30 protein-coding genes are annotated in these 25,612 nt (G+C 41.6%); 10 read left to right on the top strand and 20 right to left on the bottom strand.

Going from position 1 to position 25,612, the window contains the following annotated elements; genetic code table 11:
- Positions 1-9: 9 nt before the first annotated feature.
- The 15 genes from GR160_RS16060 to hemA all read right to left on the bottom strand — a co-directional run bounded on the left by GR160_RS16060 (position 10) and on the right by hemA (position 13,669).
- The gene (locus GR160_RS16060; RefSeq protein WP_237421241.1) at positions 10-1,509 is read right to left on the bottom strand and encodes an ATP-binding protein; all 1,500 of its coding nucleotides are present in this window, start codon (positions 1,507-1,509) and stop codon (positions 10-12) included.
- A 2-nt stretch (positions 1,510-1,511) separates the two neighbouring features.
- Positions 1,512-2,417: a hypothetical protein gene (locus GR160_RS16055; protein WP_160750914.1), complete on the bottom strand. Its 906-nt coding sequence runs from the start codon at positions 2,415-2,417 to the stop codon at positions 1,512-1,514.
- Between the two features lie 180 nt (positions 2,418-2,597).
- Complete coding sequence (locus GR160_RS16050; RefSeq protein ID WP_160750913.1) at positions 2,598-3,149, bottom strand: CopD family protein; 552 nt, start codon at positions 3,147-3,149, stop codon at positions 2,598-2,600.
- Positions 3,150-4,490, bottom strand: coding sequence for an MATE family efflux transporter (locus GR160_RS16045; protein ID WP_160750912.1), 1,341 nt, complete (start codon positions 4,488-4,490; stop codon positions 3,150-3,152).
- A complete protein-coding gene (gene hemH / locus GR160_RS16040; protein ID WP_160750911.1) occupies positions 4,491-5,528 on the bottom strand; it encodes a ferrochelatase in 1,038 nt (345 codons plus the stop codon). It lies immediately after the preceding gene.
- Between the two features lie 398 nt (positions 5,529-5,926).
- Entirely contained in the window at positions 5,927-6,385 is a 459-nt protein-coding gene (gene tnpA / locus GR160_RS16035; protein ID WP_160750910.1) for an IS200/IS605 family transposase, read from the bottom strand.
- A gap of 101 nt (positions 6,386-6,486) precedes the next feature.
- Entirely contained in the window at positions 6,487-7,434 is a 948-nt protein-coding gene (locus tag GR160_RS16030) for a DUF4421 family protein (protein ID WP_160750909.1), read from the bottom strand.
- Positions 7,425-8,327 (bottom strand): oxygen-dependent coproporphyrinogen oxidase, encoded by a 903-nt coding sequence (gene hemF / locus GR160_RS16025; protein WP_160750908.1) that lies wholly within the window; start codon positions 8,325-8,327, stop codon positions 7,425-7,427. The genes GR160_RS16030 and hemF overlap by 10 nt, the downstream gene beginning before the upstream one ends.
- Entirely contained in the window at positions 8,317-8,865 is a 549-nt protein-coding gene (locus GR160_RS16020) for a GNAT family N-acetyltransferase (RefSeq protein ID WP_160750907.1), read from the bottom strand. The genes hemF and GR160_RS16020 overlap by 11 nt, the downstream gene beginning before the upstream one ends.
- A gap of 84 nt (positions 8,866-8,949) precedes the next feature.
- The gene (locus tag GR160_RS16015) at positions 8,950-9,348 is read right to left on the bottom strand and encodes a DUF1801 domain-containing protein (RefSeq protein WP_160750906.1); all 399 of its coding nucleotides are present in this window, start codon (positions 9,346-9,348) and stop codon (positions 8,950-8,952) included.
- Complete coding sequence (locus tag GR160_RS16010) at positions 9,348-9,578, bottom strand: hypothetical protein (RefSeq protein WP_160750905.1); 231 nt, start codon at positions 9,576-9,578, stop codon at positions 9,348-9,350. The genes GR160_RS16015 and GR160_RS16010 overlap by 1 nt, the downstream gene beginning before the upstream one ends.
- A 114-nt stretch (positions 9,579-9,692) precedes the next feature.
- On the bottom strand, positions 9,693-10,718 hold the full coding sequence (gene hemE / locus GR160_RS16005) for a uroporphyrinogen decarboxylase (RefSeq protein WP_160750904.1): 1,026 nt from the start codon (positions 10,716-10,718) through the stop codon (positions 9,693-9,695).
- A gap of 85 nt (positions 10,719-10,803) precedes the next feature.
- Positions 10,804-11,496 carry a uroporphyrinogen-III synthase gene (locus tag GR160_RS16000; RefSeq protein ID WP_160750903.1) on the bottom strand — a complete coding sequence of 231 codons (693 nt, stop codon included), beginning with the start codon at positions 11,494-11,496 and terminating at the stop codon, positions 10,804-10,806.
- On the bottom strand, positions 11,496-12,416 hold the full coding sequence (gene hemC, locus GR160_RS15995) for a hydroxymethylbilane synthase (RefSeq protein ID WP_160750902.1): 921 nt from the start codon (positions 12,414-12,416) through the stop codon (positions 11,496-11,498). Before hemC ends, GR160_RS16000 begins: the two co-directional genes overlap by 1 nt.
- Complete coding sequence (gene hemA / locus GR160_RS15990) at positions 12,413-13,669, bottom strand: glutamyl-tRNA reductase (RefSeq protein ID WP_160750901.1); 1,257 nt, start codon at positions 13,667-13,669, stop codon at positions 12,413-12,415. The genes hemC and hemA overlap by 4 nt, the downstream gene beginning before the upstream one ends.
- Positions 13,670-13,908: 239 nt before the next feature.
- Here hemA and GR160_RS15985 point away from each other — a divergent pair, with 239 nt between their 5' ends.
- From GR160_RS15985 to GR160_RS15970, 4 genes are all read left to right on the top strand, one after another.
- The gene (locus GR160_RS15985) at positions 13,909-14,781 is read left to right on the top strand and encodes an AraC family transcriptional regulator (protein ID WP_160750900.1); all 873 of its coding nucleotides are present in this window, start codon (positions 13,909-13,911) and stop codon (positions 14,779-14,781) included.
- Between the two features lie 257 nt (positions 14,782-15,038).
- Positions 15,039-15,590, top strand: coding sequence for a transposase (locus GR160_RS15980; protein ID WP_160750899.1), 552 nt, complete (start codon positions 15,039-15,041; stop codon positions 15,588-15,590).
- 107 nt (positions 15,591-15,697) lie between these two features.
- Positions 15,698-16,693 carry a porphobilinogen synthase gene (gene hemB / locus GR160_RS15975; protein ID WP_160750898.1) on the top strand — a complete coding sequence of 332 codons (996 nt, stop codon included), beginning with the start codon at positions 15,698-15,700 and terminating at the stop codon, positions 16,691-16,693.
- A 73-nt stretch (positions 16,694-16,766) separates the two neighbouring features.
- Entirely contained in the window at positions 16,767-17,177 is a 411-nt protein-coding gene (locus GR160_RS15970; protein WP_160750897.1) for a c-type cytochrome, read from the top strand.
- A 19-nt stretch (positions 17,178-17,196) separates the two neighbouring features.
- Here GR160_RS15970 and GR160_RS15965 read toward each other — a convergent pair whose 3' ends face one another.
- Together GR160_RS15965 and GR160_RS15960 are read right to left on the bottom strand one after the other, a co-directional pair.
- Positions 17,197-17,490 carry a copper resistance protein NlpE N-terminal domain-containing protein gene (locus GR160_RS15965; protein ID WP_160751062.1) on the bottom strand — a complete coding sequence of 98 codons (294 nt, stop codon included), beginning with the start codon at positions 17,488-17,490 and terminating at the stop codon, positions 17,197-17,199.
- Positions 17,491-17,511: 21 nt separating this feature from the next.
- Complete coding sequence (locus GR160_RS15960; RefSeq protein ID WP_160750896.1) at positions 17,512-17,703, bottom strand: hypothetical protein; 192 nt, start codon at positions 17,701-17,703, stop codon at positions 17,512-17,514.
- Positions 17,704-17,877: 174 nt separating this feature from the next.
- Between GR160_RS15960 and GR160_RS15955 the strand changes: the two genes are divergently transcribed.
- The 5 genes from GR160_RS15955 to nadD all read left to right on the top strand — a co-directional run bounded on the left by GR160_RS15955 (position 17,878) and on the right by nadD (position 21,035).
- Entirely contained in the window at positions 17,878-18,285 is a 408-nt protein-coding gene (locus tag GR160_RS15955) for a hypothetical protein (RefSeq protein ID WP_160750895.1), read from the top strand.
- Between the two features lie 54 nt (positions 18,286-18,339).
- Complete coding sequence (locus GR160_RS15950; protein ID WP_160750894.1) at positions 18,340-18,687, top strand: arsenate reductase family protein; 348 nt, start codon at positions 18,340-18,342, stop codon at positions 18,685-18,687.
- Positions 18,688-18,794: 107 nt separating this feature from the next.
- Positions 18,795-19,652 (top strand): YicC/YloC family endoribonuclease, encoded by an 858-nt coding sequence (locus GR160_RS15945; protein ID WP_160750893.1) that lies wholly within the window; start codon positions 18,795-18,797, stop codon positions 19,650-19,652.
- Positions 19,653-19,814: 162 nt separating this feature from the next.
- Positions 19,815-20,387: a guanylate kinase gene (gene gmk, locus GR160_RS15940; RefSeq protein ID WP_160750892.1), complete on the top strand. Its 573-nt coding sequence runs from the start codon at positions 19,815-19,817 to the stop codon at positions 20,385-20,387.
- Positions 20,388-20,453: 66 nt separating this feature from the next.
- On the top strand, positions 20,454-21,035 hold the full coding sequence (nadD, locus tag GR160_RS15935) for a nicotinate (nicotinamide) nucleotide adenylyltransferase (protein WP_160750891.1): 582 nt from the start codon (positions 20,454-20,456) through the stop codon (positions 21,033-21,035).
- A 63-nt stretch (positions 21,036-21,098) separates the two neighbouring features.
- Here nadD and trpS read toward each other — a convergent pair whose 3' ends face one another.
- Positions 21,099-22,070: a tryptophan--tRNA ligase gene (gene trpS, locus GR160_RS15930; protein ID WP_160750890.1), complete on the bottom strand. Its 972-nt coding sequence runs from the start codon at positions 22,068-22,070 to the stop codon at positions 21,099-21,101.
- A 76-nt stretch (positions 22,071-22,146) separates the two neighbouring features.
- On the opposite strand from trpS, the gene GR160_RS15925 reads away from it, so the two are divergent.
- Complete coding sequence (locus GR160_RS15925; RefSeq protein ID WP_160750889.1) at positions 22,147-22,890, top strand: 1-acyl-sn-glycerol-3-phosphate acyltransferase; 744 nt, start codon at positions 22,147-22,149, stop codon at positions 22,888-22,890.
- A gap of 82 nt (positions 22,891-22,972) precedes the next feature.
- On the opposite strand, the gene GR160_RS15920 is transcribed toward GR160_RS15925, so the two are convergent.
- Positions 22,973-24,892 carry a GEVED domain-containing protein gene (locus GR160_RS15920; protein ID WP_160750888.1) on the bottom strand — a complete coding sequence of 640 codons (1,920 nt, stop codon included), beginning with the start codon at positions 24,890-24,892 and terminating at the stop codon, positions 22,973-22,975.
- Between the two features lie 470 nt (positions 24,893-25,362).
- Positions 25,363-25,612 (bottom strand): T9SS sorting signal type C domain-containing protein (locus GR160_RS15915; RefSeq protein ID WP_160750887.1); only part of this gene is annotated, 250 nt, incomplete at its 5' end.

The following is a 25,612-nucleotide window of genomic DNA, read 5'->3' as shown; positions in this document are numbered from 1 at the left end:
TTGTTGTATTTAGTGGTTTGTTGTTTCATTATCGGTTGGAGAAAAAGTAACCGGAAGGGTTACTAAAAACACCGTGCCCCAGCCCGGCTCGCTGGTAAATGTTATAGTGCCGTGATAGTTTTCTACAATGTTTTTTATAATGCCAAGTCCAAGACCCATACCGCTGGATTTTGTGGTAAACTTAGGTTCAAAAATACGGCTTTTATTTTCGGCACTAATGCCTTTACCGTTGTCCTTAACCGTAATTTTAACCTTGTCACCATCCCTGAAAATACGCACATCTACCTGTGGGTTAGGCTCATACTCGTCTATGGCCTGAATAGCATTTTTAACAAGATTGGTAATGATGCGTATAAGCTGTGTGCGGTCCATTCTGACAATAATACGCGCCTCTTCCGAATGGAATGAAATGTATCCCTCATTAAATATTTCCAATGCCAACTGTACGATTTTAACCACATTAAGGGTCTCATTTTGCTGGGCAGGCATAGATGCAAAACTGCTGAATGCCGATGCCACCGACGTCATAGTATCAATTTGCTGTATAAGCGTATCGGAATATTCGTTGAGCTTTTGGCGGATGTTCGGGTCGTCGGGATCAAATTTTCGCTGAAAACTTTGCACCGTTAAGCGCATGGGTGTAAGCGGATTTTTGATTTCGTGAGCCACCTGCTTGGCCATTTCGCGCCAAGCCTCTTCGCGTTCTTTTTGGGCAAGCAGTGCCGCGCTTTCGTCGAGGTCTTCCACCATGTCGTTATAGGCATGCACCAGCAGACTTATTTCCTGTGGCGAGTCGCCCAGGTCTATCTTTTCGTTCATTTCATTAAGACGGGTTTCCTTAATACGGTCGGAAACTTCTTTGATAGACTTAGTAATATAACTGGAAAGGAAATAGGCGATGATAACCGAAACGGCAAGCATGAACGAATATACCTGCATAAAGCGCATCAGGAAATTGTTTATTTCGCGCTCATAATAACCATCGTCTTCTATATAAGGCAGGTTGAGTATGCCCAGCGGCTTAAACCGTGTGTCTTTTATATAACTGTATGCCGAACGGTATTTTATGCCGTTCTCTGATTTCAGGTCTACATAGCGTTTCTCGGCAGTTGCACGGATAACGCGCAGAATGTTGTTGGGTATTACCTGGCTTACAGTGTCTACAGAGAATGCTGCCTTAGAGGTTTTTAGGAGTTGCCCATTAAGATCGTAAATGTTGATCTCGGTACCGTGAATATTTGCCAGCTCATGGATGCGCTCGCGGAAAATAAGCGGCAAATTTTCTGTACTCAACGGATAAGTGGTTGTGGCAAGAATGTAGTTAATGTGCTCTTTAACCGAATTTTCCTTACGCTCCAGCCTGTCCTGGTGGTATTCTTTGGCTTCTTTTTTAAACTGGTAAATAGAAACCACCGCAATAAGCAACGATGCAATAAGGGTGATGAATATCATAGATAAAAATATCCTTACCCGCAGCGACCACCGTTTTATATTGAGTTTTTCTTTCATTATTATTTGCTCACAATTGTACGCAGGTAGTCGTCAAAAGTAACATTCTTAGAGCGTTTGGTTTTCTTAAACTCCCTATAAAACTTACTCTGAATATTGGTTTTTAAAGTTTTGTTTAAATAGTTATGTTTTAAATAGACAATCAGGCGCTCTTTGTCCAAAATTTTGCCCAACGCCTCAGAAACATCAATGCCATTAACCGCCACTGCATATTGGGTGTTACACACAAACTTTCTGTTCGCTTTTAAAAGCCCATTTACTTTCTCAACAATCATACCCTTTTCAGATTCGTTCAGCCTAACTTTGGCATCAATATCGTCAATAAGCAGCGCTATAGCTTTATCATACAGGTTAGGATAGAGTTTTTGATAAAGCTCATAATCTTTTTGTAAAAATGCGCGTGCTTCGTTATCGCTCATTTTATAGTTTGCCAGCAGATACTTCCTGTCGTTTAAAACTTCAGTATATTTTGCTGCCGACCCATATTCAAAATCGATGAGTTTGTCAATGCCTACTATTTTTTTATTGTCTATAGAAATAAACGTACCCTTGTCTATAAGATAGAAATAGGCTCCGGCAAGAGCAAAACGTGAATTATCATAAAACGAGAAAAAGGCAATATCTTTATTAGGGATTTTCTGTTTATTCAGGCTGTCCAGCACCGAGGCCATTTTATATTCTATAGCACTATTATGTAAAAAACCTGCCTGTTTAGAATTTATGATATGAGAATATACTGTTTCCTTTCCTTTTTTATGTATCAATACATTTTCATTAGGCACAGGATTTATTGTCGTAGCAGTCTCTAAAAAATGGATGGTATAAATATCAAACCACAGGCTATCGCGGGTTTGCCCAAAAATATTGGAGAACAGCAGTAATAAAATTATAGTGTAATTTATTTTCATATGTTTTGTGAGCCTCAGCCCTCTCAAAAGATTACTGTTTTTATCCCCTCCCCAACCCTCCCCGAAGGGGAGGGAGTAGCTACACTCAAATGTTTGATAACGAATTAAACATAAATTATTGCGATACTGTACCCGTCCGTTGGCTCCCCTCTCCCTTGGAGAGGGGCTGGGGGTGAGGCCCTACGACTGATTCCTCTCCCTAACCTTTTTATAAAACTTATAGCCCAGCATCAACAATATACTAAACGCCATGATGCCCACTACCCCATAAATCCAGTTGATGGCACTTTTTAAAATTACTAAAAATACCACGGCAAACAAAATAAGGGTGGCACCCTCATTCCACAAACGCATAAAACCTGTGGTATATTTTACCTCATCGTGCTGTAATTGCTTAAATATCTGATGGCATTTTAAATGGTACAGGTACAGCAGGAACACAAAGCTAAGCTTTACGTGCATCCACGGCTGGATAAGCCACGCCTGCCCCGTTGGGGTAAAAAAAAGCATCCAGTAGGCAAAAATGCTTGCCAGCACAGCACTGGGCCAGGTAATAATGTACCACAGCCTGTAGCTCATCAGCTTGTACTGTTTTATGAGTATTTCTTTCTCTGGCGAGGGCTTGCTGTTGGCCTCTATATGATATACAAACAATCTAACGATGTAAAACAATCCTGCAAACCAGGTTATTACAAAAATGAGGTGTAACGATTTTATGTAGTTGTATTCCATTTAATGTTCTTTAAGCTCCGTAGCCATTTCTTTCTTTAAAAACACACCCGTAATTATGGTGCTCAGCACATCGGCAATAGGGAACGCTACCCACACCCCGAAGATACCAAAAAACTGTGGTAGTATTAAAACCAGCGGTATCAGGAAAAAACCCTGTTTGCTTAGTGTAAGCATGAGTGCCTTTGTGGGTTTACCTGCCGCCTGAAAATAGGCTGCACCTATAAGCTGTACCGCTATAATGGGCGATGCCGCAAACACCCAGCGCAGCGCAGCGGGGGTATCCTGTATTACCTGCGCGTCTTTAGTAAATACCGCAACAATAGGTTTTGCAAAAATAAGAATGATGATAAAGATAATGATGGCCAGCGCACCGGCATAAACAATAGCCTTATTGATACTCTCGCGCACGCGACCATAATGCTGCGCTCCATAATTATAGCCTGCAATAGGTAAAAAGCCCTGCGTGATTCCCAGTACGGGGAACAGTGCAAACATGAGCATACGGCTGATGATACCATAAACCGTTACAGCATGCTCGCCACCCTGCACAAAAAGCGTATGGTTAAGTATTACCGTAAGGATACTGATAACACCCTGGCGGGCAAAGGTTACAAAACTGAGCGATAATATTTCGCCCGATATTTTTTTATGGAATTTAAAATGATGCCACTGCGGTTTTAGTTCGCTCTTATAAATAAAGAACCACAGTATGTATGCAAAGCACAAAAAGAACGACGAAGCCGTGGCTAATGCAGCACCCCAAATGCCCCAACCGAATATTTTAATAAACAGTATATCTAAAAGTATATTGGCAATTGCCGAAACGATCATGGAGTTCATGGAATGTTTCGACTTGTCTTCGGCACGAATAACATTATTGCCCATCATACAAAACGCCTGAAAGGGCACCGACAGCAGGATGGGGACAAAGAATTCTTTAGCAGGGGCAGCAATTTCGCCATTAGCACCAAAAATATACAGTATATCATCACCCCAAAACAATCCGGCAACAACAAAAACAATCGATACAATGAAGGTCATTGCTATTTGGTGGGCAAAGGTTATGTAGGCTTTCTCCCTGTTACCGGAGCCTAAAGCCCGCGACAGTACCGAGCTGCCCCCTATGCCTATAGCCATGCCCATAGACGATATAAAGAATGTTATGGGCATAACAACCGACAGCGCAGCTATGGCAAGCGAACCTATCCAACGGCCTACAAAAATGGTGTCTATAAGTATGTTGACGCTCATGAACAATATACCTACAGACGAGGGTATGCTCTGTTTTATGAGCAAACTTTTAATGTCTTTTTGTGCCAGGTCGCGGGATGTTACCTCCATTTAGCTTAATACTTTACCGATAGCTGCCCAGTTGTTTATCCATTTACCCAGCGTGTCTATCCACTGCACATCATCGTTAAGGCAAGGTATTGCCTTAAAATTCTGCCCGCCGTTGGCTTTAAAATCTTCATCAGCACGCATGCCAATTTCTTCAAGGGTTTCAAGGCAATCGGCCACAAAGGCAGGCGTAACCACCGCTATGTTTTTAATGCCCTGTGCAGGCATTTTGTCTATCTCCACATCGGTGTACGGTTCCAGCCATTTATCGCCCGCAAGGCGGCTCTGGAAGGTTTGGTAATATTTATCTTCCGGCAACCCAAGTTTCTCTACTACCAACCTTGTGGTTTCATAGCAGTGCGTGCGGTAGCAAAACTCAGCCGCGGGAGTACCGGGCGTGCAGCACATAACATCGGTCACAAATTTTTTGTGCGATTTTGTTTTGTCGGTTTTGCGCACGTGGCGCTCGGGTATGCCGTGGTAAGAAAACACCAGCTTATCATAATCATACCCTTCCAATCCTTTTTTAATAGAATTGGCAAGTGCATCTATATAATCGGGGTTGTTGTAAAATGCCGGAACATTGGTCATTTTCATGTTCGGGAATTTTTTGGCGCGAATTTCCTCTGCCAATACCTCGATAGTCATGGTAGAAGCCATTGCGTACTGGGGGTAGAGCGGAAAAAGCAGTACGTCGGTAACGCCTTTATCGGCCAGTTCCTGCAATCCCGTTTCTATAGACGGTTTACCGTAACGCATGGCAAGTGCCACCGGAACCTGTACCTGTTGCTGTACCTTTTCATGCACCTGCTTAGAAATAACAATAAGCGGCGAGCCCTCAGGCCACCATATTTTTTGGTATGCATGTGCAGACTCTTCCGGCCTTTTGCGCAGTATAATACCACGCACTAATAAAGCCCTTAGCAAATAAGGTACATCTATTACATATTTATCCATCAGGAACTCGTCAAGATAGGGCTTTACATCTTTTGCCGTTGGGCTGTCGGGCGAACCCAGGTTTACTAAAAGTACTCCTTTCATCAGTATGGTTTGTTTTTAGCGCTGCCTATGGCTCTCAAAAACCATGCAACAAACGCTGTGTTTTATTTTTTTATTTCGCTCCTCCGGAGCTCCAAAGACCGGGTTTCAATTCTTCTATAAATATGTCGCTGCTCTGCAGCTTGAATCAGATTACTGTAACAACATTATAAAGGTATCCAATTTGAGCACCGGAGTTGTGATATGTTATAGCTAAATATGCGCTATACCAAATCATGTTTATAGCCTGTAATTCTCGCGGCACGATATTCAGCTCCGGAGGAGCGGTATGTTTATAGCAATAATTATCGGCAATGATAACGAGCACCAGAGGTGCGACATGTTTATAGCCAATAATTTTCACGGCATGACATTGAGCCCCGTAGGGGCGGCATATAAATCTAAACATCTTCAAAAATATATTCGCCTTTGAAATCATTATTGTATGCTTCTAAAAATTCCACATACTCCTCTCTAAATGTTTTTACTTTATGATGCTCTTCCTGATTTTGTATATAATTGATAACTTTAGTCAGCTGAGAATGACTACACGAAAAAGCTCCAAATCCTTGCTGCCATTCAAATTTTCCGGCTATCCATTGTTTTTCATTTATGAATCTTGAAGAATTTGCTTTGATATCCCTAACCAAGTTTGAAAGGGCTATCGTGGGTTGCAATCCAACTAAAATATGCACATGGTTTGGCATGCCATTTATAGCGATTAGTTTTTGACCTTCATTTTTTAGAATCCCCGCAATATATTTATACAACTCTTCTTTCCATCTTGTAGAGATAAGATTATCCCTGCCTTTTACAGCAAAAACTATATGAATATATATTTGATAATAGGTGTTTGCCATTTTTTATTTTATATCGCTCCTCCGGAGCTCTTATACTCTTGCTGCCGTTATTCTATAAACATTTCGCTGCTCTGCAGCTTAATCGCTTGTAAAAAACTCTATTACAATTTACTCTTAATCCTCTCCTTTTCTTTTTGCAAAAACGATGGTGCATCAAAACGGTATCCAAAAAATGCAGTTACATAGCTTATAACATCATCCATGGCGGCATTGCTATCGGCTTTATGGTTAGAGGCCGTACCCTTGCTGTATACCCCACCATAGAAGGTTTCCGAATTATACCCCAGCGAAATACTCAATGAAGCCTGTGTTAAAAATGAAGTGAAATTTTCACCCTCATCCACCGTTTTAGAAAAACCCGCGCCTAAAGACAAGCCACCTGCAACAAGGAATTTCTTAGCTATAACCCAATTGTAATTATAGCCGGGCGAGAGCGCCACATCTATAAAGTAACCCTTATCACCAAGTTCCTCAACCCTTTTACCATTCAGTTCTGTGTAATAATAGGATAAGGATGGCACAAAACTGCCTACACTTTTGAGCTGCCTTTCATTTTGAAAGGAAAGCGCACCAAACGAAAAGTTATCATTAAAAATATAAGTGGTGCTGCCGCCAATTTTCATGGTACTTAACTCCGGGAAATAGATAAGCTGTACATTATCAGATTCCATCGAAATACCTTTTTGATAGTAAAATTCAAGACGCTGCATAAACCTGCCCGGAAAAAGCGTAACCGAAAAAGCAGTCATTTTAGAATCGCCATTATCGTTATTATTGGCAAAGAACTTCGGTGCATAACCAAAGCTAAACGAAACAATATCGTACTGCACTCCTATATTGAGTGTAGTTTTTTGGTTAGGCACCAACCCTACGCGTATGTTTTCCTGTTCGTAATTAATGGTAAACTCATTTGAGGTATTGAGCAAAAAAGCCTGTACCGATATTTTATCAGGAAACTTTTGAATATAGTCATTGCCAAGGCTGTCGGTTTGCGCAACACAACCGCCCACCACAAACAATAGTGATACTATGTACCTTTTTATACCCAATCTACCGGATTTGCCAACACATTTATCAATCGTTCCTCTTCGCTTCCTGCTTCAGGATGATGGTCGTACACCCACTGCACATGCGGCGGCAGGCTCATTAAAATGCTCTCAATACGCCCGTTGGTTTTTAGGCCAAAGAGCGTACCTTTATCATGCACCAGGTTAAACTCCACATATCGTCCACGGCGAATTTCCTGCCACGTACGGTTATCCGGAGTATATGCTAAATCTTTCCGGCGCTCTACTATTGGCACATAAGCTTCCAGAAAACTGTTACCCACAGCGGTTACAAAATTGTACCAGTCTTCCATGCTAAAGGTTTCGGTAGCCTTGCAATGGTCAAAAAACAGGCCGCCTACACCACGCGCCTCATTGCGGTGTGCATTCCAAAAATACCCGTCGCACTGCTTTTTAAATGTAGCAAAAAATTCCGGATTATGGGCATCGCAAACCGTTTTACACGTTTGGTGGAAATGCACTGCATCTTCATCAAACAAATAATAGGGCGTTAAATCCTGACCGCCGCCAAACCAGCTATCCACCACATTGCCCTGTTTATCATACATTTCAAAATAGCGCCAGTTGGCATGCACCGTAGGTACCATTGGGTTTTTAGGGTGCAGCACGAGGCTGAGGCCACAGGCAAAAAAATCGACATCGCCCACATTAAAATACTTTTGCATAGCAGGGGCCAAAGCCCCATGCACTGCCGAAATATTTACCCCGCCTTTTTCGAACACGGCACCGTTTTCTATAACGCGCGTACGCCCGCCACCGCCCTCGGGACGTTCCCATATATCCTGGCGGAATTTTGCACTGCCGTCTACTTCTTCAAGCTTAGCGGTTATAGTGTCCTGTAATTGCTGTATGTATGCGTAAAATTTATTTTTCATTTTTATACTCCGATTTCAACAACCCAAAATAGATTATATCTTCCAGTTTGCCTTCGCCATTCCTAAATTCATCGCGCAAAATACCCTCCTGTAAAAAGCCGTGTTTTAAGGCAATTTTCTGACTGGCAATATTGGTAAGCGAGGTAGAAATGTATACTTTATTACGACGCAATTGCCCAAAACAAAATGCAAGGACATTTTCCAGAGCTTTGCTTATTATGCCTCTACCTTCAAAATCTTTATCTATAAAATAAGCCAGTTCGCATTTAGAAACATGCTCATCAATGTTCTTTATCATAAGGTAGCCGATAAGCGTATTGCTGTCGGTATTACGAATGTAGAAGTAGTAATTATCTTCCCAGGTTTCGTTATCTATACTTTCCTCAATGTATTTTTTAGTTTTTTTAAGGTCGGCACACCCAGCAAGCGTTCGCGGGAATGTTTTTTTAATATGCTCCCTGTTCCTGTCGATTAAAGTATAAAACTCTTCGGCAGTAATGTTAGCAAGGGTTTCTGTTTTCCAGTTTATTTGACTCATTTTTTGGTAGATGTATCACTTTTTGTTTTATCAAAAAGATTCATAATTACAGCTACAAAGTTTTAAAAACCTTGCAGGACTCAATTACTTTATCCTTATCAGTACGCCTTTGCGCTTTACAATGTTTTTATAATCCCACTGTATGTCCTGCGCTTTTTGAAGCCAGCGTTTAAGGTCGGTTATATTCACTTCGTTTACGTTAGTGTAGCCAACAGAAGCATCCTTAAACTTTTCGCCGTTAATGTTCAGGCCTTCTTCATCAAACGACTGCCCGCTCCAAAACATCAGCCTTACATGTTTTTTCAGTTTGCTGTAGCCCACAATGGGGTTGCCGTCTAAAAACCACACCGGGTGGGCATGCCATATTTTGCTTTCCGCCTCCGGCAGATTTTCGGTTATGGTAATTACCAGCAAATCAGCTATGGCTTTGTCTTCAACACTCAAGCCGTTATTGTAGGCTTGTATTTCTATAGGATATTTCATCAGGATTTATTTTGAATCAAATAATTATATAGGAATCGCACAGCGTCTTTTTCAGATTTAAAATACTCTAAGTTTTGCCTTTCACCCCTTTCGATATAGTACCATATATAAAGCCCTGAAATTACTTCTAATCCTTCACCTTCATCTGTTACAAATCGTGCATCAGGAGTAAAAGTGTTTTTCATATTATTCTCTAACATCCAGTTTTCAAGCTCTTTAATCGTAGTCATCAAACACAATTGGGTTTTAGTTGTTGGTTGATGGTTATTGACAGCTACAAACTGGCCAATTGATACGCCTGAGTGAAGCTGCACCCTCTCCTTTGGAGAGGGCTGGGGTGAGGCTTACCTGTACTCCTTAACTGCCTCTACAAATGCTTTGGCGTGGTCTACAGGAATATTTGGCAATATGCCGTGGCCTAAATTTACAATATAATTGTCTTTACCAAACTCGTCTATCATTTGGTGTACCATTTTTTTAATAACCGGAATAGGGCTCAGCAAACGGCTTGGGTCAAAATTACCCTGCAGTGTTATCCTGCCACCACTTAAGTAACGGGCATTACGCGCACTACACGTCCAATCTACACCCAGTGCCGATGCCTTGCTTTGTGCCATTTCGTTAAGGGCAAACCAGCAGCCTTTTCCAAATACAATAACATGCGTATCGGGAGCTAATGCCTCAACAATCTGGTTAATGTATTTCCAGGAAAATTCCTGATAGTCTACCGGGCTAAGCATGCCACCCCAGCTGTCAAACACCTGCACGGCATTAACGCCTGCCTTTACTTTTTCTTTAAGGTAGGCAATGGTGGTATCGGTAATTTTTTGAAGCAGCACGTGAGCTGCCTCCGGGTATGTAAAGCAAAAACCTTTAGCCGTATCAAAACTTTTAGAGCCCTTACCTTCAACCGCATAACAAAAAATCGTCCATGGGCTGCCTGCAAAACCTATTAGCGGAACCTCATCGTTCAGCATTTCTTTGGTTAGTTTTATGGCATCCATAACATAGCCCAACGTTTCGTGAATATCAGGCACCCGCACCTGTTCTACATCCTGCGGGGTGCGAATAGGATTTGGCAAAAACGGACCTACGCTTTCTTTCATCAGCACCTCAATGCCCATGGCTTGAGGCACAACCAGTATATCGCTAAACAATATGGCAGCATCCGGTTTTACAATGCGAATAGGCTGTACCGTTATTTCGGCAGCAAGCTCCGGGGTTTGGCAACGGGTAAAAAAGTCGTACTTATCGCGCAGGGCAATAAATTCCGGCAAATACCGCCCCGCCTGGCGCATCATCCATACCGGTGGACGTTCTACGGTTTCGTTACGTAATGCTTTTAAAAATAGGTCGTTCTTTATGCTCATGTTTTTTGAGTTATACCACAAAGATTCACAAAGAAGGCGCGAAGGTTCGCAAAGCCTTGATGCTCATCAGTAGTTGTTTTATTTTTTATTCTTTGTGTTCCTTTGCGCCTTCTTCGCGCATCTTTGCGAAATAGCTGCGCACCTGCACTATAACATTCTCCACACTTGGTTTGTTTGCCACCACTACATTATTTGTAATACCTTTTAGTGCAGCAGCTGTGGTAGCCCCAATGCAAAAACAGGTTTCAGTAGTTATGGCATTCGCCGAAAGGTAACTCTCTACAGCCGACGGACTGAAAAACAATATTCCGTCAAGGTGTGAGGTTATTTTGTGTGGCGTTAAAACCGTTTGGTACACCTCAGCTTCGGTAAATTCTACATCGGCTTGCTTTAAGGCATCAGGCAATATATTTAGTCTTTGGCTTCCGCAGAAAAATGTAAAACTTTCATCTCTATAATCATTGATAATGATGTTTGCCAACTCCCCAGCATTATCGGCATACGCCAAAACGCTGTAGCCGCTCTTCTCGATAAGTTCTTTGGTTTTTCTGCCTACACAGAATACGGCACTGTCTTTAAACTTCCCGACATCATCACTTAGCAAAAAACTCTTAAAGGCGTTACCGCTGGTAAAAATAAGGTTGGGAGTTATGTGCTCAATACTAAAATCTAAATACTCAATACCTATAAAGTCGGCTTCCAAAACGGCCAACCCTGCATTCAGCAAATATTGCTTTTGGTTGGGCAACAGTTTTTTGGTAGAGAGTACACGTATCATTATTTTTTAAGCTGGGCTTTTATTTGTGCCATCAGTTCGGCACCGCCGTTAGCCAGGATTTCATTGGCACAGTCGTTACCAAAATTCATAAAATCGCTTCCGGCAGGCAGCACCTTTTCTATATGCAGTTTTTCTTTGCCGTCTATAGAAAGCAACACACCCTCCAACCTGATTTCGCCATCTATAACTGTAGCCAATGCGCCTATAGGGGCAGTGCATCCACCTTCTAATTGTTTTAAAAACTGACGTTCTACAAACGTAGCCACATCGGTAGGGCCATGGTTTAGTTTGGCAACAGCCTCTGTACAAAAAATATCGTCCTCCATGGTTACCACCACCATAGCACCCTGTGCAGGTGCAGGTATCATCCAGTTAAGGGTAATGTGGTTATTTGGCAATACGTTTATGCGTTCCAGCCCTGCTTTGGCAAAAACAGCACCCTGCCAGTCACTCTCTTCAAGTTTTTTAAGGCGGGTGTTTACATTACCGCGCAAATCGGTAACGGTGTGGTGTGGGTAGCGGTTAAGCCATTGTGCCTGTCGGCGAAGGCTACCCGTGGCAATAGTAGCGGCATTTGCAGCAAAATCATGGTCGCCTTTGGTCACCAATATATCATGTACCGATGCGCGCTCTAAAACAGCCGCCTGCACAATGCCTTTAGGCAAGGCGGTAGGCACATCTTTCATAGAATGTACGGCAATATCTACCTCGCCGCGAATCATAGCAACGTCGAGCGTTTTGGTAAATATTCCGGTAATGCCCAGTTCGTAAAGCGGCACATCTAAAATTAAGTCGCCTGTAGATTTTACAGCTACGATCTCTGTATGGTAGCCCATAGCATTAAGCTTACGTTCTACCGTGTGTGCCTGCCACAGCGCGAGTTCGCTGTCGCGGGTACCTATTCTTATGGTTTTGCTCATTTTACCGGGGTTTCAATCCTAAAAACTTTTTCAATCCACTCAATACTGTCATCTACCACAGTATCGCGGTCTTTTAGGTGATTGGCAAAATGAGTGGTAATTTTATGAATAATACGCTGACTGATAATCTCGGCCTGCTCCTCATCGAAATTACTTATTTTTTTTCGCTGAAAGTTCAGTTCGCCATCAGCAATACTATGCAGTTTTTCTTTAAGGGCGTTAATGGTTGGGGCAAATTTACGGGCGTTGGTCCAGTCTGTAAATTCTTCCATACCCTCTTCAATAATTGCCTCTGCTGCCGGAATGTGCTTTTTGCGGTTTTCCAGTGTGCTGTCGGTTATTTTGGCCAAGTCGTCTAAGTGAACCACCGTAACGTTAGGCAATTCCTTTACATTATCGTGCACGTTTTTAGGCACCGAAAGATCGAGTATTAAAAGCGGTTTCGTAACCGAAAGTATATCTTTATCAATAGTAGGCTGCTGCGCACCGGTAGCCACCACAAGCACATCGGCATTAGGCACTTCAAGCGGAAGCAGGTCATAATCCTTAACCTCAAGGTTAAATTTTCCGGCAATTTTCTCTGCCTTTTCGCGTGTACGGTTTATCAGTACTATGTGGTCGTTCTTAGTGTGTTTAACAAGGTTTTCGCAGGTATTGCGGCCTATTTTGCCCGTACCAAAAAGCAGTATGTTTTTGTTGGAAATATCATCGACATTGTTCATGATGTACTGAACCGATGCAAAAGAGACCGACGTCGCACCCGAACTCAGTTCGGTTTCGTTCTTTATGCGCTTGCTGGCCTGTATTACGCTGTTTACCAAGCGCTCTGTAAAGGCGTTTACCAAGCCCAGTTCTTTCGATTCGTTAAAGCCCTGTTTTATCTGCCCAATAATTTCAAAGTCGCCCAATATCTGGCTGTCAAGCCCCGTTCCCACATGGAAAACGTGGTTAATGGCCTCGCTGTTTTTATATACAAATGCAGCACGCTGAAATTCTTCAACCGTACCATGGCTGTTATCGGTAAGTAATTTTATAAGTTGGAAAGGGTGCTGCGCAAAACCATACAGTTCTGTACGGTTGCAGGTGCTGGTAACCACTAAACTGGTTATACCCTCCTGCTGCGCCTGTAGCAATATACGCTGTCGCGCCTGCGCATCCAGGTTAAACTTCCCCCTTGTCTCGGCATCGGCTTTCCTGTAACTCAAACCAACTGCATAAAAGTAAAGATGCCTTGACGTATTATTGTTATCCATAAATTGAGTATCTACACTTTTCTCTTAAAAGTTTCACAAAATTAAAACGAACGCTTTTTAAAAAATAACGCTCTGAGTCCTTTTTTTATCGCTCAGGGATATTTGACCCCTTAAGCGTTATTTTTAAACAAAATACTGTAAATTTGCAGCCATATCAACACCTTGCGAAAATTTAGTTTAGAACAATTCTAAATAAAAAAGCTTTTACACTTCGCAAAGATAGTTTAAAAAATACCGCTATGGGTTCTCCTGATGAAGTTACTATTGAAGACGGTTTTTATGTACTGCGCTTTCAGAACGACAGCGACGAAACCGCCCATTATACAAGGGAAGTAGAGACCGACCTGATACAGTTTCACTTTGGCGTTAAGGGCAGGGCAAAGTTTATTTTTAACGAAGGCCGCTATGGGCTGGACCTGCGCGAAGAGCTTTCACTCTTTTTATACAACCCACAAAAAGAGCTGCCATTGCATTTGGAAATAGCCCCGCACAGTTGGGTTTTATCGGTACTGGTCTCTATAAAAAAGTTTCATGGCTTTTTTACAGAACAGGCAGACCACATTCCTTTTCTTAGCCCCGAAAACAAAGACCGAAAATATTATAAGGACGAAAAGATAAACCCGTCTATGGCTATTGTGCTCAGCCAGCTGTTTTACTTTAACCTGCACCCGTCGGTCAAAAAACTATATTTTAAAGGTAAGGTTTACGAACTACTAAGCCTTTATTTTAACCGTGCCGAAGACCCTAATGCAGAGCAGTGCCCTTTCCTGGTAGACGAAGAAAATGTAATAAAAATACGTAAGGCAAAAGACTATGTTATTGCCAATATGGCCGAGCCACCGGGACTGCAGGAACTGGCAGATGAAGTAGGTATTAACCTTAAAAGACTAAAAATGGGCTTCCGCCAGATATATGGCGACAGCGTGTACAGCTTTTTGTTTGACTATAAAATGGATTATGCCCGCAAGCTTTTAGACAGCGGATCGTATAACGTAAATGAAGTAGGCCTGCGCATAGGCTACAGCACCGCCAGCCACTTTATTGCGGCCTTTAAAAAGAAATTTGGTACTACGCCTAAGAAATATTTAATGAGTATTAACGAGAAGGTGTAGAGCCTCACCCCCTCTCCTGCAAGGTTTCTAAAACCTTGTAGGTGTAGTAAAAGAGAAGAATATCCCGAATAATTAAAACCTACAAGGTTTTAGAAACCTTGCAGGTTGGAAAATGAGAAGTAGCTATACTCTTGCATGATGAGCAACGGTGGGTTCCTGCAAGGTTTCTAAAACCTTGTAGGTATAAATATTATAAAGTTACTATAAACATAAACCTACAAGGTTTTCAAAACCTTGCAGGTTGGAGAAAAGTTTAAATGAAATTAGAACCATTAATTAAAGATTGCATGTATCACATTTATAACAGAGGTATAAATGGCGGGAATATTTTTATTACTGATGAAAATAAAATGTACTTTTTAAATTTGGTCAATAAACATCTTACAAACAGTTCATCTTTATTCGCTTATTGTTTGATGAATAACCATTTTCATTTTTTGCTAAGGATAGATTCCGATGGAGAAAAGGTTACGCAGGATTTATCAAACCTTTTTAATGCATATGCAAAAGCCTTCAATAAAGCGAACAACAGAACAGGAAGTTTATTTGAGAAACATTTTAAAAGAATCAGGATTGATGATGAGAACTACCTGAGGCAATTGATTGTTTATATCCATTTAAATCCTTACCATCATTTCGATGCAAATTTTGCAACCTTTAAATACTCATCTTACAATTCAATCCTTTCCAACAAAGAAACCAAATTAAAAAGAGGAGAGGTAATAGAACTCTTTGGTGATTTAGACAACTATATATTTGAACATAAAACTAAAAAAGAAATCTTAGAACAGAAATTCACTTTAGAATAAGCAACCGTAGCTCCTGCCAGATTTTCAAAACCTTATTGTATAAAAAAATATTATGATAATTAAACCTACAAGGTTTTGAAAACCTTGTAGGTTGGAAAAACAAAAATATGTTCCCAATACACAGAAACAGACGACTGAGAACCAACGAATCCATACGTTCGCTGGTGCGCGAAACAACTATTTCGCCAAACGATTTTATGTTCCCCATGTTTATTGCCGAAGGCAAAGGCGTAGAAGTTCCCTTGGGCTCTATGCCGGGATTATTCCGCCGATCCATAGATCTTACGGTTAAAGAGGTAAAAGAACTCTGGAGCCTTGGCATTAAGGCTGTAAACATTTATGTAAAAGTAGACGACAGCCTGAAAGACAATGCGGGTACCGAAGCTTGGAACAAAAACGGACTCATGCAGCAGGCCATTCGCGCTATTAAAGATGCCGTGCCCGGAATGATAGTAATGCCCGATGTGGCACTCGACCCTTATTCTATATATGGGCATGACGGCATTATAAAAAATGGCGATATCGCTAACGATGAAACCGTTGAGGCGTTGGTAAAAATGGCGATATCGCACGCAGAGGCGGGTGCCGACTTTGTTGCCCCAAGCGACATGATGGACGGCAGGGTTATTCGCCTGCGCGAAGGGTTGGATACGGCAGGTTACCAAAATGTGGGTATTATGAGCTACAGCGCCAAGTATGCCTCATCATTTTACGGGCCGTTTCGCGATGCGCTGGATAGCGCTCCGAAAGAGTCTGGCATAGAAATTCCGAAAGACAAGAAAACCTACCAAATGGACTATGCTAACCGTATAGAAGCCATTAAAGAAGCCCTGCACGATGTGGAGGAAGGTGCCGATATTGTTATGGTTAAACCCGGAATGGCGTACCTTGACATAGTGCGCGAGGTTAAAAATGCAGTGAATGTTCCGGTGGCGGTGTATCAGGTTAGTGGCGAATATGCCATGGTTAAAGCAGCTGCCGAACGTGGCTGGCTGGATCACGACAGGATTATGATAGAGCAGCTGCACTGTATTAAACGTGCCGGTGCCGATATTATATCGACCTATTTTGCTAAAGAAGCTGCGATATTATTAAACAAATAAAGGCCTCACCCCCCAACCCCTCTCCAAAGGAGAGGGAGCAGCTTCACTCAGGAATATACATGAAATATTAAAAATGAAACAACTACTAACTTTACTTACAATAATTACCCTTTTTTCCTGCAAGAAAGAAGAAACAAAAAATACTGCTGTAGATCAAAATACAACCGTTAGCGAGGGCAGTGACCCATCTGCAAGTCTTAGCGCGGAAGCAAAGCTGGGTCAGGAGATTTTTGATGGTAAGGGAAACTGCTTTTCGTGCCACAAACCCGATCAAAAAATTGTGGGTCCAAGTATACAGGAAATAGCAAAAATGTATGCCGATAAAAAGGGCAATATGGTTAACTTTCTTTTAGGCGAATCCGAACCTATTGTAGACCCGTCGCAATATGACACAATGAAAGCGAATATTTACCTCACCAAAAACTTTAGCGAAGAAGAACTAAAAGGCCTTGAAGCATACTTTATGAGCTTCCTGCCAAAATAAATGTGATGAAGTTAAGAAGCTATTTTACTTTATGCAAAAGGTAGCGTGCATGTGGTCCTCCTTTTTCTTCATTTCCAAATTTGTCCAGTTTTTTAAGCATGCCATACGCCCCGTCATCTATTATTTCAAATTTCAGGTGATCGCCTTCTGCGTCAAGCGTTATCACATTTTTGGAAGCGTCTAAATAAAATGTCCCTGCGTATTGTGCAGCTTTGGCATCCCGTCCCTTCGCCTGAGAAAACAGCAAATACGTCTTATCTGCACTCAGGGTTATTTTAGTTTTAATTCCAATGCAAGCTCCACCACAGGGCAGGTTGCCGGAATAATTACCCGCTCATTTTGGTGCAATAACTGTATCTGCAGGAATACTGTCGGCTTCAGCAGGTGTAACAGTATCAATTGCAGTTGCATCTGGCAATGTGCCTTGCTCAGTTTGTTCTACTGTGGGTTCGGTTGGGGTATCTTTTTTACAGCCTACGGCAAAGCTTAACAGTGCAGCAAAGGCGAATATCTGTATGGTTTTCATGTCTTTATAATTTTAAATTCTTTTAAAGTTAGGCATTATTGCGTAGGCAATTTCATAACAAAATCACAAAGCTGTCTTAAACCATTGCCTTACAGACAGTACATATACACAAACCGCTAAAAATTTTATAGCTTTGTGAGCCTTTTAGAAAAGGCATAGTAACACCGCAAAAACATGAAAAAAGATATTGTAATACCACAGGTTGAGAACGTATATATAGCCGCAGTACAGGAATGGAACGACGATTTTATGCAAAAAACGTGGTATGCCTATTTGGTGAATGACAGCGATTTTGACCTTGAAACCGTTATTGTGGTCAGCACTGCCAAAGGCTCTATAGATGGCGAAGAACGTAAAACGAGCATGCTGCGCCATGGTTTCCAAAAAATTCCGGCGGTGAGCGTGGTTAAAATTGAAATGATAGAAGACAGTGTGCTGGTGTTAGACAACTCGTTTATGGTAAGCTTTTTTATTGGCAACACCCTTTATGACAAAAACTATATATTTAAAGCTGGAGAGATTACAGAAGATAACGTTACTGAAGTGCCTATTCTTTTTAAAGACGGCGTGATGATTGGGTAATTTATCAGACTGAATAAGCAATCTTAAAATTTAAGCTTTAAACACAACTTATCCATGAAAAAAATATACCACCTGTCCACGTGCGATACCTGTCGTAAAATAATAAAATCGTTACCTACTATCGAAGGATTTGAACTGCAAAACATTAAGAAAGATCCTTTAACAGAAGCCGATGTAGATGCGCTTAAAGATTTGGCAGGCAGCTATGAAGCATTGTTCAGCAGAAAATCTACACTGTATAAAGAACGTGGACTTAAAGACAAACAGCTTACGGAAGAAGATTATAAAAATCTGATAATGGAACACTATACCTTTTTAAGCCGCCCCGTTATTGTTATGGGAGATAAGGTTTTTGTGGGTAACAATCCCAAAACAGTACAGGCCGCTATTGACAACTTTTAAACAGGTTAATTTGAAGATTTGAGGATGCGGCTATTCGTTAATCCTTGATATGCGTGAAGTGAAAACGATAGTAATTTTACTATCTTTGTTTACATATAACATACTGAATGATACAGTCTATGACGGGTTTTGGGAAATCATCCCTGCAACTGCCCACAAAAAAAGTTACCGTAGAAATAAAATCTCTTAATAGTAAAGGGCTCGACCTTAATGTAAGAATGCCCTCTGTATTTCGCGAAATGGAGCTTGGCCTACGCAATAAAATAGCCCAAAAGCTGGAACGCGGCAAAGTAGATTTTTCCCTGTTCGTAGAAGCTACCGGAGAAGAAACGTCTTCTAAAGTTAACGTTCCTATTGTAAAGGCATATATTAACCAAATGCGTGAAGTGGTAGACGGCGATGAGACTGAGCTGCTAAAAATGGCAGTGCGTATGCCCGACGCCCTTAAAACCGAACGCGAGGAAATAGACGAAGCCGACTGGGCACAGATACAGGGTGTTATAGACGAAGCATTGCAAAACATTCACAACTTCAGGGTATCTGAAGGAGTATCTCTCGAAAAAGAATTCCTTGTAAGGATAACCAATATACTTACTCTTATGAATGACGTTGTGGCCTTAGACGGCGAACGCATTCAAACCGTAAAAACACGTTTGCTTGCAAGTATAGAAGAGCTTAAGGTTAATGTAGACGAAAACCGTTTTGAACAGGAGCTTATTTTCTATCTTGAAAAAATGGATATTACAGAAGAGCAGGTGCGCCTGCAAAGCCATCTTAACTATTTTATAGAAACTGTGGCCGGCAACGAAGCTAACGGACGTAAACTGGGCTTCATAACCCAGGAAATGGGTCGCGAAATAAACACCATGGGCAGCAAGGCAAACCACGCCGGAATGCAAAAACTGGTGGTGCAAATGAAAGACGAACTCGAAAAAATAAAAGAGCAGGTACTCAACGTGCTTTAAAGAGGTTATTGGTTGTCGGTTGTTAGTTTTTGCAGCTTACTGAACTATCAACCAATAACTAACAACTACAAACCATAAACAACATAATAACTCCCCGGCATGAGTGAAGCTGCTCCCCTCTCCTCTGGAGAGGGGCCGGGGGTGAGGCTTAACACAAACTAAATGAAGAAAGGAAAATTATTAGTATTCTCGGCACCATCGGGGTCGGGCAAAACCACTATAGTACGTTATTTGCTGGAACATCCGGAACTTAATCTGGCATTCTCAGTATCTGCAGCAACACGCGAGGCACGCGAAGGCGAAATTCATGGCGAACATTACCACTTTATATCGCTTGAAGAATTTAAAAAACACATCAAAGCAGAAGACTTTGTAGAATGGGAAGAGGTATATCGTGATAACTTCTACGGCACACTAAAAAGCGAAGTAGAACGCATTTGGGCTATGGGCAAAAACGTAATTTTTGATATTGATGTAGCAGGCGGACTACGTATTAAACGAAAATTTCCTGATGAAACCCTGGCCGTTTTTGTAAAACCGCCAAGCATAGACGAACTTAAGATACGTCTTAAAAAACGCAGTACCGAAAGCGAAGACAAAATAAACATGCGCATTGCAAAGGCATCGGTAGAGCTTGCAACCGCACCTCAGTTTGATACCATTATAAAAAACTACGACCTTGATGTTGCTAAACAGGAAGCATACAAACTGGTAAACGATTTTGTAAACGGGTAGAGACGTAGCATGCTACGTCTTTTTTTATCTGTGGAGATTCTCTAATTCAAATTAGAATGAACAATAATGAAAATAGGCCTCTACTTCGGTACATTTAACCCTATACATACAGGGCACCTGATCATAGCCAATCATATGGCTGAATACAGTGGGCTCGACCAAGTATGGCTTGTGGTAACACCACACAATCCACTAAAAAAAAAGAGTACACTGTTGGACGACCATCAGCGCCTGCAAATGGTATTTCTTGCTACCGAAGATTATCCTAAACTGAAACCAAGCGATGTCGAGTTTCGTTTGCCGCAGCCAAATTATACCATAAATACGCTGGCACATTTGCAGGAAAAATTCCCCACCCACAAATTCTCGCTTATAATGGGCGAAGACAACCTGAACTCATTGCACAAGTGGAAAAACTATGAGGTAATACTTCAAAACCACGATATTTATGTGTATCCCCGCATCAATACAGAAGTTATAAATGAAGAAGTGTCTGCCAATGCCAGCATACACCTTATAAATGCCCCGGTCATAGAAATATCGTCTACCTTTATTCGCGACAGTATAAAAGAAGGTAAAAACGTGCGACCTTTATTGCCCGAAAAAGTGTGGCAATATACAGAGCACAACCTGTTCTATAAAAAATAGTTTTCAGTCGCTGTTCACAGTTTAATTACTGCTTACTGAGACCGCGACTGAAAACTTAAATATCTATTCGTAGCCCAACTTTTCCCTCACCCTTGCCAACACTCCATTAGCAATTACGGCAGCTTTATTGGCTCCGGCTTTTAACAGGGCATCAACCTCTGCAAGGTTATTAATATAGTAGCTGTATTTTTCCCTTTCGGTTTTAAACTTATCGCAAATCAGTTCAAACAATGCCTGCTTGGCATGGCCGTAGCCATAATTGCCTCCCAGGTAGTTGGCACGCATTTGCTCCGTCTGTTCATCAGTTGCCAATAATTTATATAGGGCAAACACGTGGCAGGTGTCAGGGTTTTTAGGCTCTTCCAACGGGGTACTGTCGGTTTGTATTGCCATTACCTGCTTGCGCAGCGGTTTATCTTCCTGAAAAATATTAATATAATTATTGCGCGATTTGCTCATCTTTTCTCCATCAGTGCCCGGAACAATTTTCGTGTCCTCGCTGGTAATACCTTCCGGCAACACAAATGTTTCGCCCATTTGGTGGTTAAAACGCGAAGCCACATCACGTGTAATCTCAATATGCTGCATCTGGTCTTTACCCACAGGCACAAATTCAGCATCATACAAAAGTATATCGGCAGCCATCAGCATCGGGTAGGTAAATAATCCGGCATTAACATCTTCAAGCCTGTCGGCCTTATCTTTAAACGAATGTGCCAGCGTTAATCTCTGGAACGGAAAAAAACAGCTCAAATACCATGAAAGCTCTGCTGTTTGGGGCACATCGCTCTGGCGGTAAAAAGTAACTTTATTTATATCAAGGCCACAGGCAAGCCAGGTTGCTGCTACGCTATAGGTGTTTTCGCGCAGGGTTTTGCCATCCTTTATCTGGGTAGTAGAATGAAGGTCGGCTATAAATAAAAAAGATTCATTTTCCGGTTTGTTAGCCATTTCTATGGCCGGAATAATAGCACCTAATAAATTGCCCAAATGGGGAGTGCCGGTGCTTTGAATGCCTGTTAAAACTTTTGCCATTGTTACTTAATAATTTTAGGCAAAGGTAGCGGTTTTGCTGTAAAGTTAAAGATTGAATTATTACATTTGAAGAACTATGAAGGCGATAAACTTTTTTTTGTGGGCGTTGTGGCGCGTTTGGTTCTATATACTTATGGCAATACCCATACTGGTGCTTTCGCCATTTTTACTAATAGCAGTATCTTTTGATGCTACTTATCCCGTCTTTTTTATTATGGCGCGTTTTTGGGCAAAGTTCATACTCTATGGCATGGGCTTTTACTACAAAATAGAGCGCGAAGAAAACATGCAAAAGGGCAAAAGCTATATGCTTGTGGCCAACCATACCAGCATGACCGATATAATGTTGATGTTAGTGATCTCTAAAAACCCTTTTGTTTTTGTGGGCAAGGCAGAGCTGGCAAAAATCCCAATCTTTGGATTCTTTTATAAACGCAGCTGCATACTGGTAGACCGCAATAACTCTAAAAGCCGTGCCGAAGTTTTCAGGCAGGCGCAAAAAAGGCTTAACCGCGGACTCAGTATTTGCATTTTTCCTGAAGGCGGCGTGCCCGAAGACGAAACTGTTTTGCTCGACGAGTTTAAAGACGGCGCATTTCGCCTTGCCTTAGAGCATAAGATACCAATCGTTCCAATGACATTTGCCGACAATAAAGAACGTTTTTCGTTTACCTTTTTTAGTGGCAGCCCGGGGCGCATGCGCGCCAAAGTGCACCGCTTTATTGAAACTGAGTACCTTAATCCCGAAAACCGCAAAACCCTTAAAGAAAAAGTACGCACAGTTATTTATAATCAGCTTGTTGATTTCAAACAGAAATAGCAATTTACAGACACTTTATAGCATCAAAAAAAGCCTCATATATTAGCTATATGAGGCTTGGCTAACTCTAATTATATTTAAACTAAAAAACTACTTTCTTACTTACGGTTCCCTTAGCAGTTTCGACCTGAATTATAAGCAGTTGTTGCTGCATCTCAAAATCAGAGATCGTTACTTTGGCACCATTAATGCTTTTGCTGTACAGCTTCCTGCCTCGGGCATCAAATATATTTACAGCGGTCATATCTATAGTATCGCTATTAATATTTATAGCATTGCCCTCCGTATAAACCGTAATGGCATTTTTAGGCAACTGCTGTGTTTTAGTATTCAAAATCGCAGTACTGGTCCATGCGCTGTAATCATCTCCACCACAGTGGCTGCGCACAAACAGATATACAGAAACTGCCGGATTGTAGGTAACATCCGTTAAATAAAATAGTCCTGTAGGAGTACCGCTACCCGTAGGTACATCTGGCGATGTGCTAAGAACATATTCATATCCTTGAGGGAAAGTGCCAATTTCAGGAGGGCTCCAGCTTAGCGTAGTGGTAGTTGGCCCTTCCGGTGTAATGGCAAGTGCATAAGGGGTAAAGCATGTAGGTGTAGACACTATTATGCTGTAATCTTCGGCTTCGCCATACTGATAATTGCCACAGGCAGGAGGCGGAGAATTTTGCCACGAATTGCGTATCCTCATACGATATGTGCCATCGGGCGTACCTAAAGGCACTACAATAGTACCCACAGCAACCGGAGATGTGGTGTATGTAGATGTAATTACAGTCTCACCCGGATCGTCAAAATCAAGATCGTTGTTCCAGTCTACCCAAACTCTGTATACATAACTGCCGTTAGGATGCGTAGCTGTTATTCCTATAGACCCTCCTGCAAAAGTAGTAACGCTGTAGGTCGAGGTATAGTTAGTATATTGGCTAAAACCAGTCCCTGTATTAGAAAAATTCACTTCGGCACCTGTTGTACTCACTCCCGTAATATAGCGATTAGTAGCCAGTGTATTCGTAGGAAGGCAATATCCTCCATAAAAACTGTAGGTAGTCCATGTACTGTAACCATCGGCTTCGCCACAGTTAGAACGAACGTGCAAATAATTAGTCGTGTCCGGAGTCATGGCAATTCCCGTTGCAGTAGTTGCAGTAGTCTCTGTTCCTGTTGCAGGTGGTGTAGCGTTTGTGGTTACGGCATATTCATAACCTACAGATCCCGTTCCTGCGGTCCAGCTAACATTTACAGCCGTTAAAGATGTAGGAGAGGCATTAAGTCCTGTTAAAGGCAGGCAACTGGGTAAGTCGCCCATTACAAAACGTATTTTGGGTAGGTCTCCTGTGGCTTCCATTTCAGATGCCGGAGTCCATTCATCATAATCGTCATAATATCGTGTAGCCCTTCCCGTAGCATCAAATACATTATACCTTGGGCGCCCTCCTGCATTTGTAATATAATTTTGAAATCCTTTTACAACCAAAACCGATAAATTTTGGGTATTGTCAGAATAAATAAACGGGGTGTTCAACGTAACTTCCATCCAACCTGTAGTGGCATCATTTGTAAACGAACCACTATATACAAGCGTATAGCCTGTTGCAGTGGTTGTGCCCAATGTAGTTGCAGCAGTAGTTTTAAGATAAATATCCACACTGCGAATCTGGTTAACATTATCTCCTGCTTTTTTCTGAAAAGCCAGCTTATTAATAATACCTGTTTGACCGATCTCAGTATTTAAATACAGCATCTCACCTGCCGAATAATTATAATAGCGCGTAAACGGGGGTCCATAATCCCTAACATCATTATTAGACTGGTTTCCTGTACCTATAGTAACAGTGGTTTGTGCTATGCCCTGAAAGGCAGCGAACAATAAAAATAATGCCGTAATAAAAATATACGGTTTTTGCCCTTTTACCTTACTTTCGCCGCAAGAGAAAGTAACGTTTTGTGTTTTTGTGTGTGAGTGCAACATAGTAAAGTAATTTCTTTTCATCCTCCATAGTTTATTTTAATGTTGCTAAATTTAACATAATTTGTTAATTAATCAACATATCGCACCATAATTGTTAAATAATAAGACATTTACCTTTTTTAAAAGCATATATTGATTTAACTTCCTTTTTCAGTAGTCATTTTTGAAATTGCTTCAATATTAACAACATAGAGTCTTTATTTTGTTCTATATCTTTTTAAGTATTTATAGTTAACATCTCTAATCTATTCACTAACAACCCCGTAAAGTTTCATACCTGGCAACTATTTAAATGTTTGTTTATTATGTTAGCCCCCGTCATTCGCTGTATCTTTTACCTTTCCAAAAAAGGGTGCCGCTGCTCCCGGGGCTAGGAGTTGTGGGTGGTGCTTTCCGGCAGGCCATTCTTCACATCATCCCACAAAAAAAGATCCCCGGATGGTTTTACCATCCGGGGACCTTATATCTATAAAACAAGTGTCTGTATCTGCTTAGAACACGATCCTTTTGCTTACGCTTCCCTTCTCGGTAGCGATCTCAAGGATCAGCACCTGCTGCTCTACCTGTAATCCGCTTATAACGGTTTCCGGGGCATTGATGCCACTCCTTTGGTACACCTGCCTGCCGCGGGTGTCATAGATGGCAACACTGCTCATTACCGCTCCCGGTGTTTTGATATTTATGGCTGTGCCCTGTTTAAACACTACCACACTTTGTGCATCAAGGCCTGGGTTGTTGCCA

The sequence above is a fragment of the Flavobacterium sp. Sd200 genome, assembly GCF_009826935.1.
Classification (GTDB): domain Bacteria; phylum Bacteroidota; class Bacteroidia; order Flavobacteriales; family Flavobacteriaceae; genus Flavobacterium.
This window is presented reverse-complemented; position numbering and strand designations above follow the sequence as displayed.

Coding starts and splice junctions, on each gene's coding strand:
- GR160_RS16000 (WP_160750903.1), bottom strand. CDS start 11,496: ATGATACGTGTACTCTCTACCAAAAAACTGTTGCCCAACCAAAAGCAA.
- hemH (WP_160750911.1), bottom strand. CDS start 5,528: ATGAAAGGAGTACTTTTAGTAAACCTGGGTTCGCCCGACAGCCCAACG.
- hemE (WP_160750904.1), bottom strand. CDS start 10,718: ATGAGCATAAAGAACGACCTATTTTTAAAAGCATTACGTAACGAAACC.
- GR160_RS15980 (WP_160750899.1), top strand. CDS start 15,039: ATGAAATTAGAACCATTAATTAAAGATTGCATGTATCACATTTATAAC.
- GR160_RS15955 (WP_160750895.1), top strand. CDS start 17,878: ATGAAAAAAGATATTGTAATACCACAGGTTGAGAACGTATATATAGCC.
- GR160_RS15920 (WP_160750888.1), bottom strand. CDS start 24,892: ATGAAAAGAAATTACTTTACTATGTTGCACTCACACACAAAAACACAA.
- nadD (WP_160750891.1), top strand. CDS start 20,454: ATGAAAATAGGCCTCTACTTCGGTACATTTAACCCTATACATACAGGG.
- GR160_RS16055 (WP_160750914.1), bottom strand. CDS start 2,417: ATGAAAATAAATTACACTATAATTTTATTACTGCTGTTCTCCAATATT.
- GR160_RS16015 (WP_160750906.1), bottom strand. CDS start 9,348: ATGAAATATCCTATAGAAATACAAGCCTACAATAACGGCTTGAGTGTT.
- GR160_RS16050 (WP_160750913.1), bottom strand. CDS start 3,149: ATGGAATACAACTACATAAAATCGTTACACCTCATTTTTGTAATAACC.
- tnpA (WP_160750910.1), bottom strand. CDS start 6,385: ATGGCAAACACCTATTATCAAATATATATTCATATAGTTTTTGCTGTA.
- hemA (WP_160750901.1), bottom strand. CDS start 13,669: ATGGATAACAATAATACGTCAAGGCATCTTTACTTTTATGCAGTTGGT.
- GR160_RS16060 (WP_237421241.1), bottom strand. CDS start 1,509: ATGAAAGAAAAACTCAATATAAAACGGTGGTCGCTGCGGGTAAGGATA.
- GR160_RS16020 (WP_160750907.1), bottom strand. CDS start 8,865: ATGAGTCAAATAAACTGGAAAACAGAAACCCTTGCTAACATTACTGCC.
- GR160_RS15945 (WP_160750893.1), top strand. CDS start 18,795: ATGATACAGTCTATGACGGGTTTTGGGAAATCATCCCTGCAACTGCCC.
- GR160_RS16045 (WP_160750912.1), bottom strand. CDS start 4,490: ATGGAGGTAACATCCCGCGACCTGGCACAAAAAGACATTAAAAGTTTG.
- GR160_RS15985 (WP_160750900.1), top strand. CDS start 13,909: ATGGGTTCTCCTGATGAAGTTACTATTGAAGACGGTTTTTATGTACTG.
- GR160_RS15960 (WP_160750896.1), bottom strand. CDS start 17,703: ATGAAAACCATACAGATATTCGCCTTTGCTGCACTGTTAAGCTTTGCC.
- GR160_RS16010 (WP_160750905.1), bottom strand. CDS start 9,578: ATGACTACGATTAAAGAGCTTGAAAACTGGATGTTAGAGAATAATATG.
- hemF (WP_160750908.1), bottom strand. CDS start 8,327: ATGAAAAATAAATTTTACGCATACATACAGCAATTACAGGACACTATA.
- hemB (WP_160750898.1), top strand. CDS start 15,698: ATGTTCCCAATACACAGAAACAGACGACTGAGAACCAACGAATCCATA.
- gmk (WP_160750892.1), top strand. CDS start 19,815: ATGAAGAAAGGAAAATTATTAGTATTCTCGGCACCATCGGGGTCGGGC.
- hemC (WP_160750902.1), bottom strand. CDS start 12,416: ATGAGCAAAACCATAAGAATAGGTACCCGCGACAGCGAACTCGCGCTG.
- trpS (WP_160750890.1), bottom strand. CDS start 22,070: ATGGCAAAAGTTTTAACAGGCATTCAAAGCACCGGCACTCCCCATTTG.
- GR160_RS15950 (WP_160750894.1), top strand. CDS start 18,340: ATGAAAAAAATATACCACCTGTCCACGTGCGATACCTGTCGTAAAATA.
- GR160_RS15970 (WP_160750897.1), top strand. CDS start 16,767: ATGAAACAACTACTAACTTTACTTACAATAATTACCCTTTTTTCCTGC.
- GR160_RS15925 (WP_160750889.1), top strand. CDS start 22,147: ATGAAGGCGATAAACTTTTTTTTGTGGGCGTTGTGGCGCGTTTGGTTC.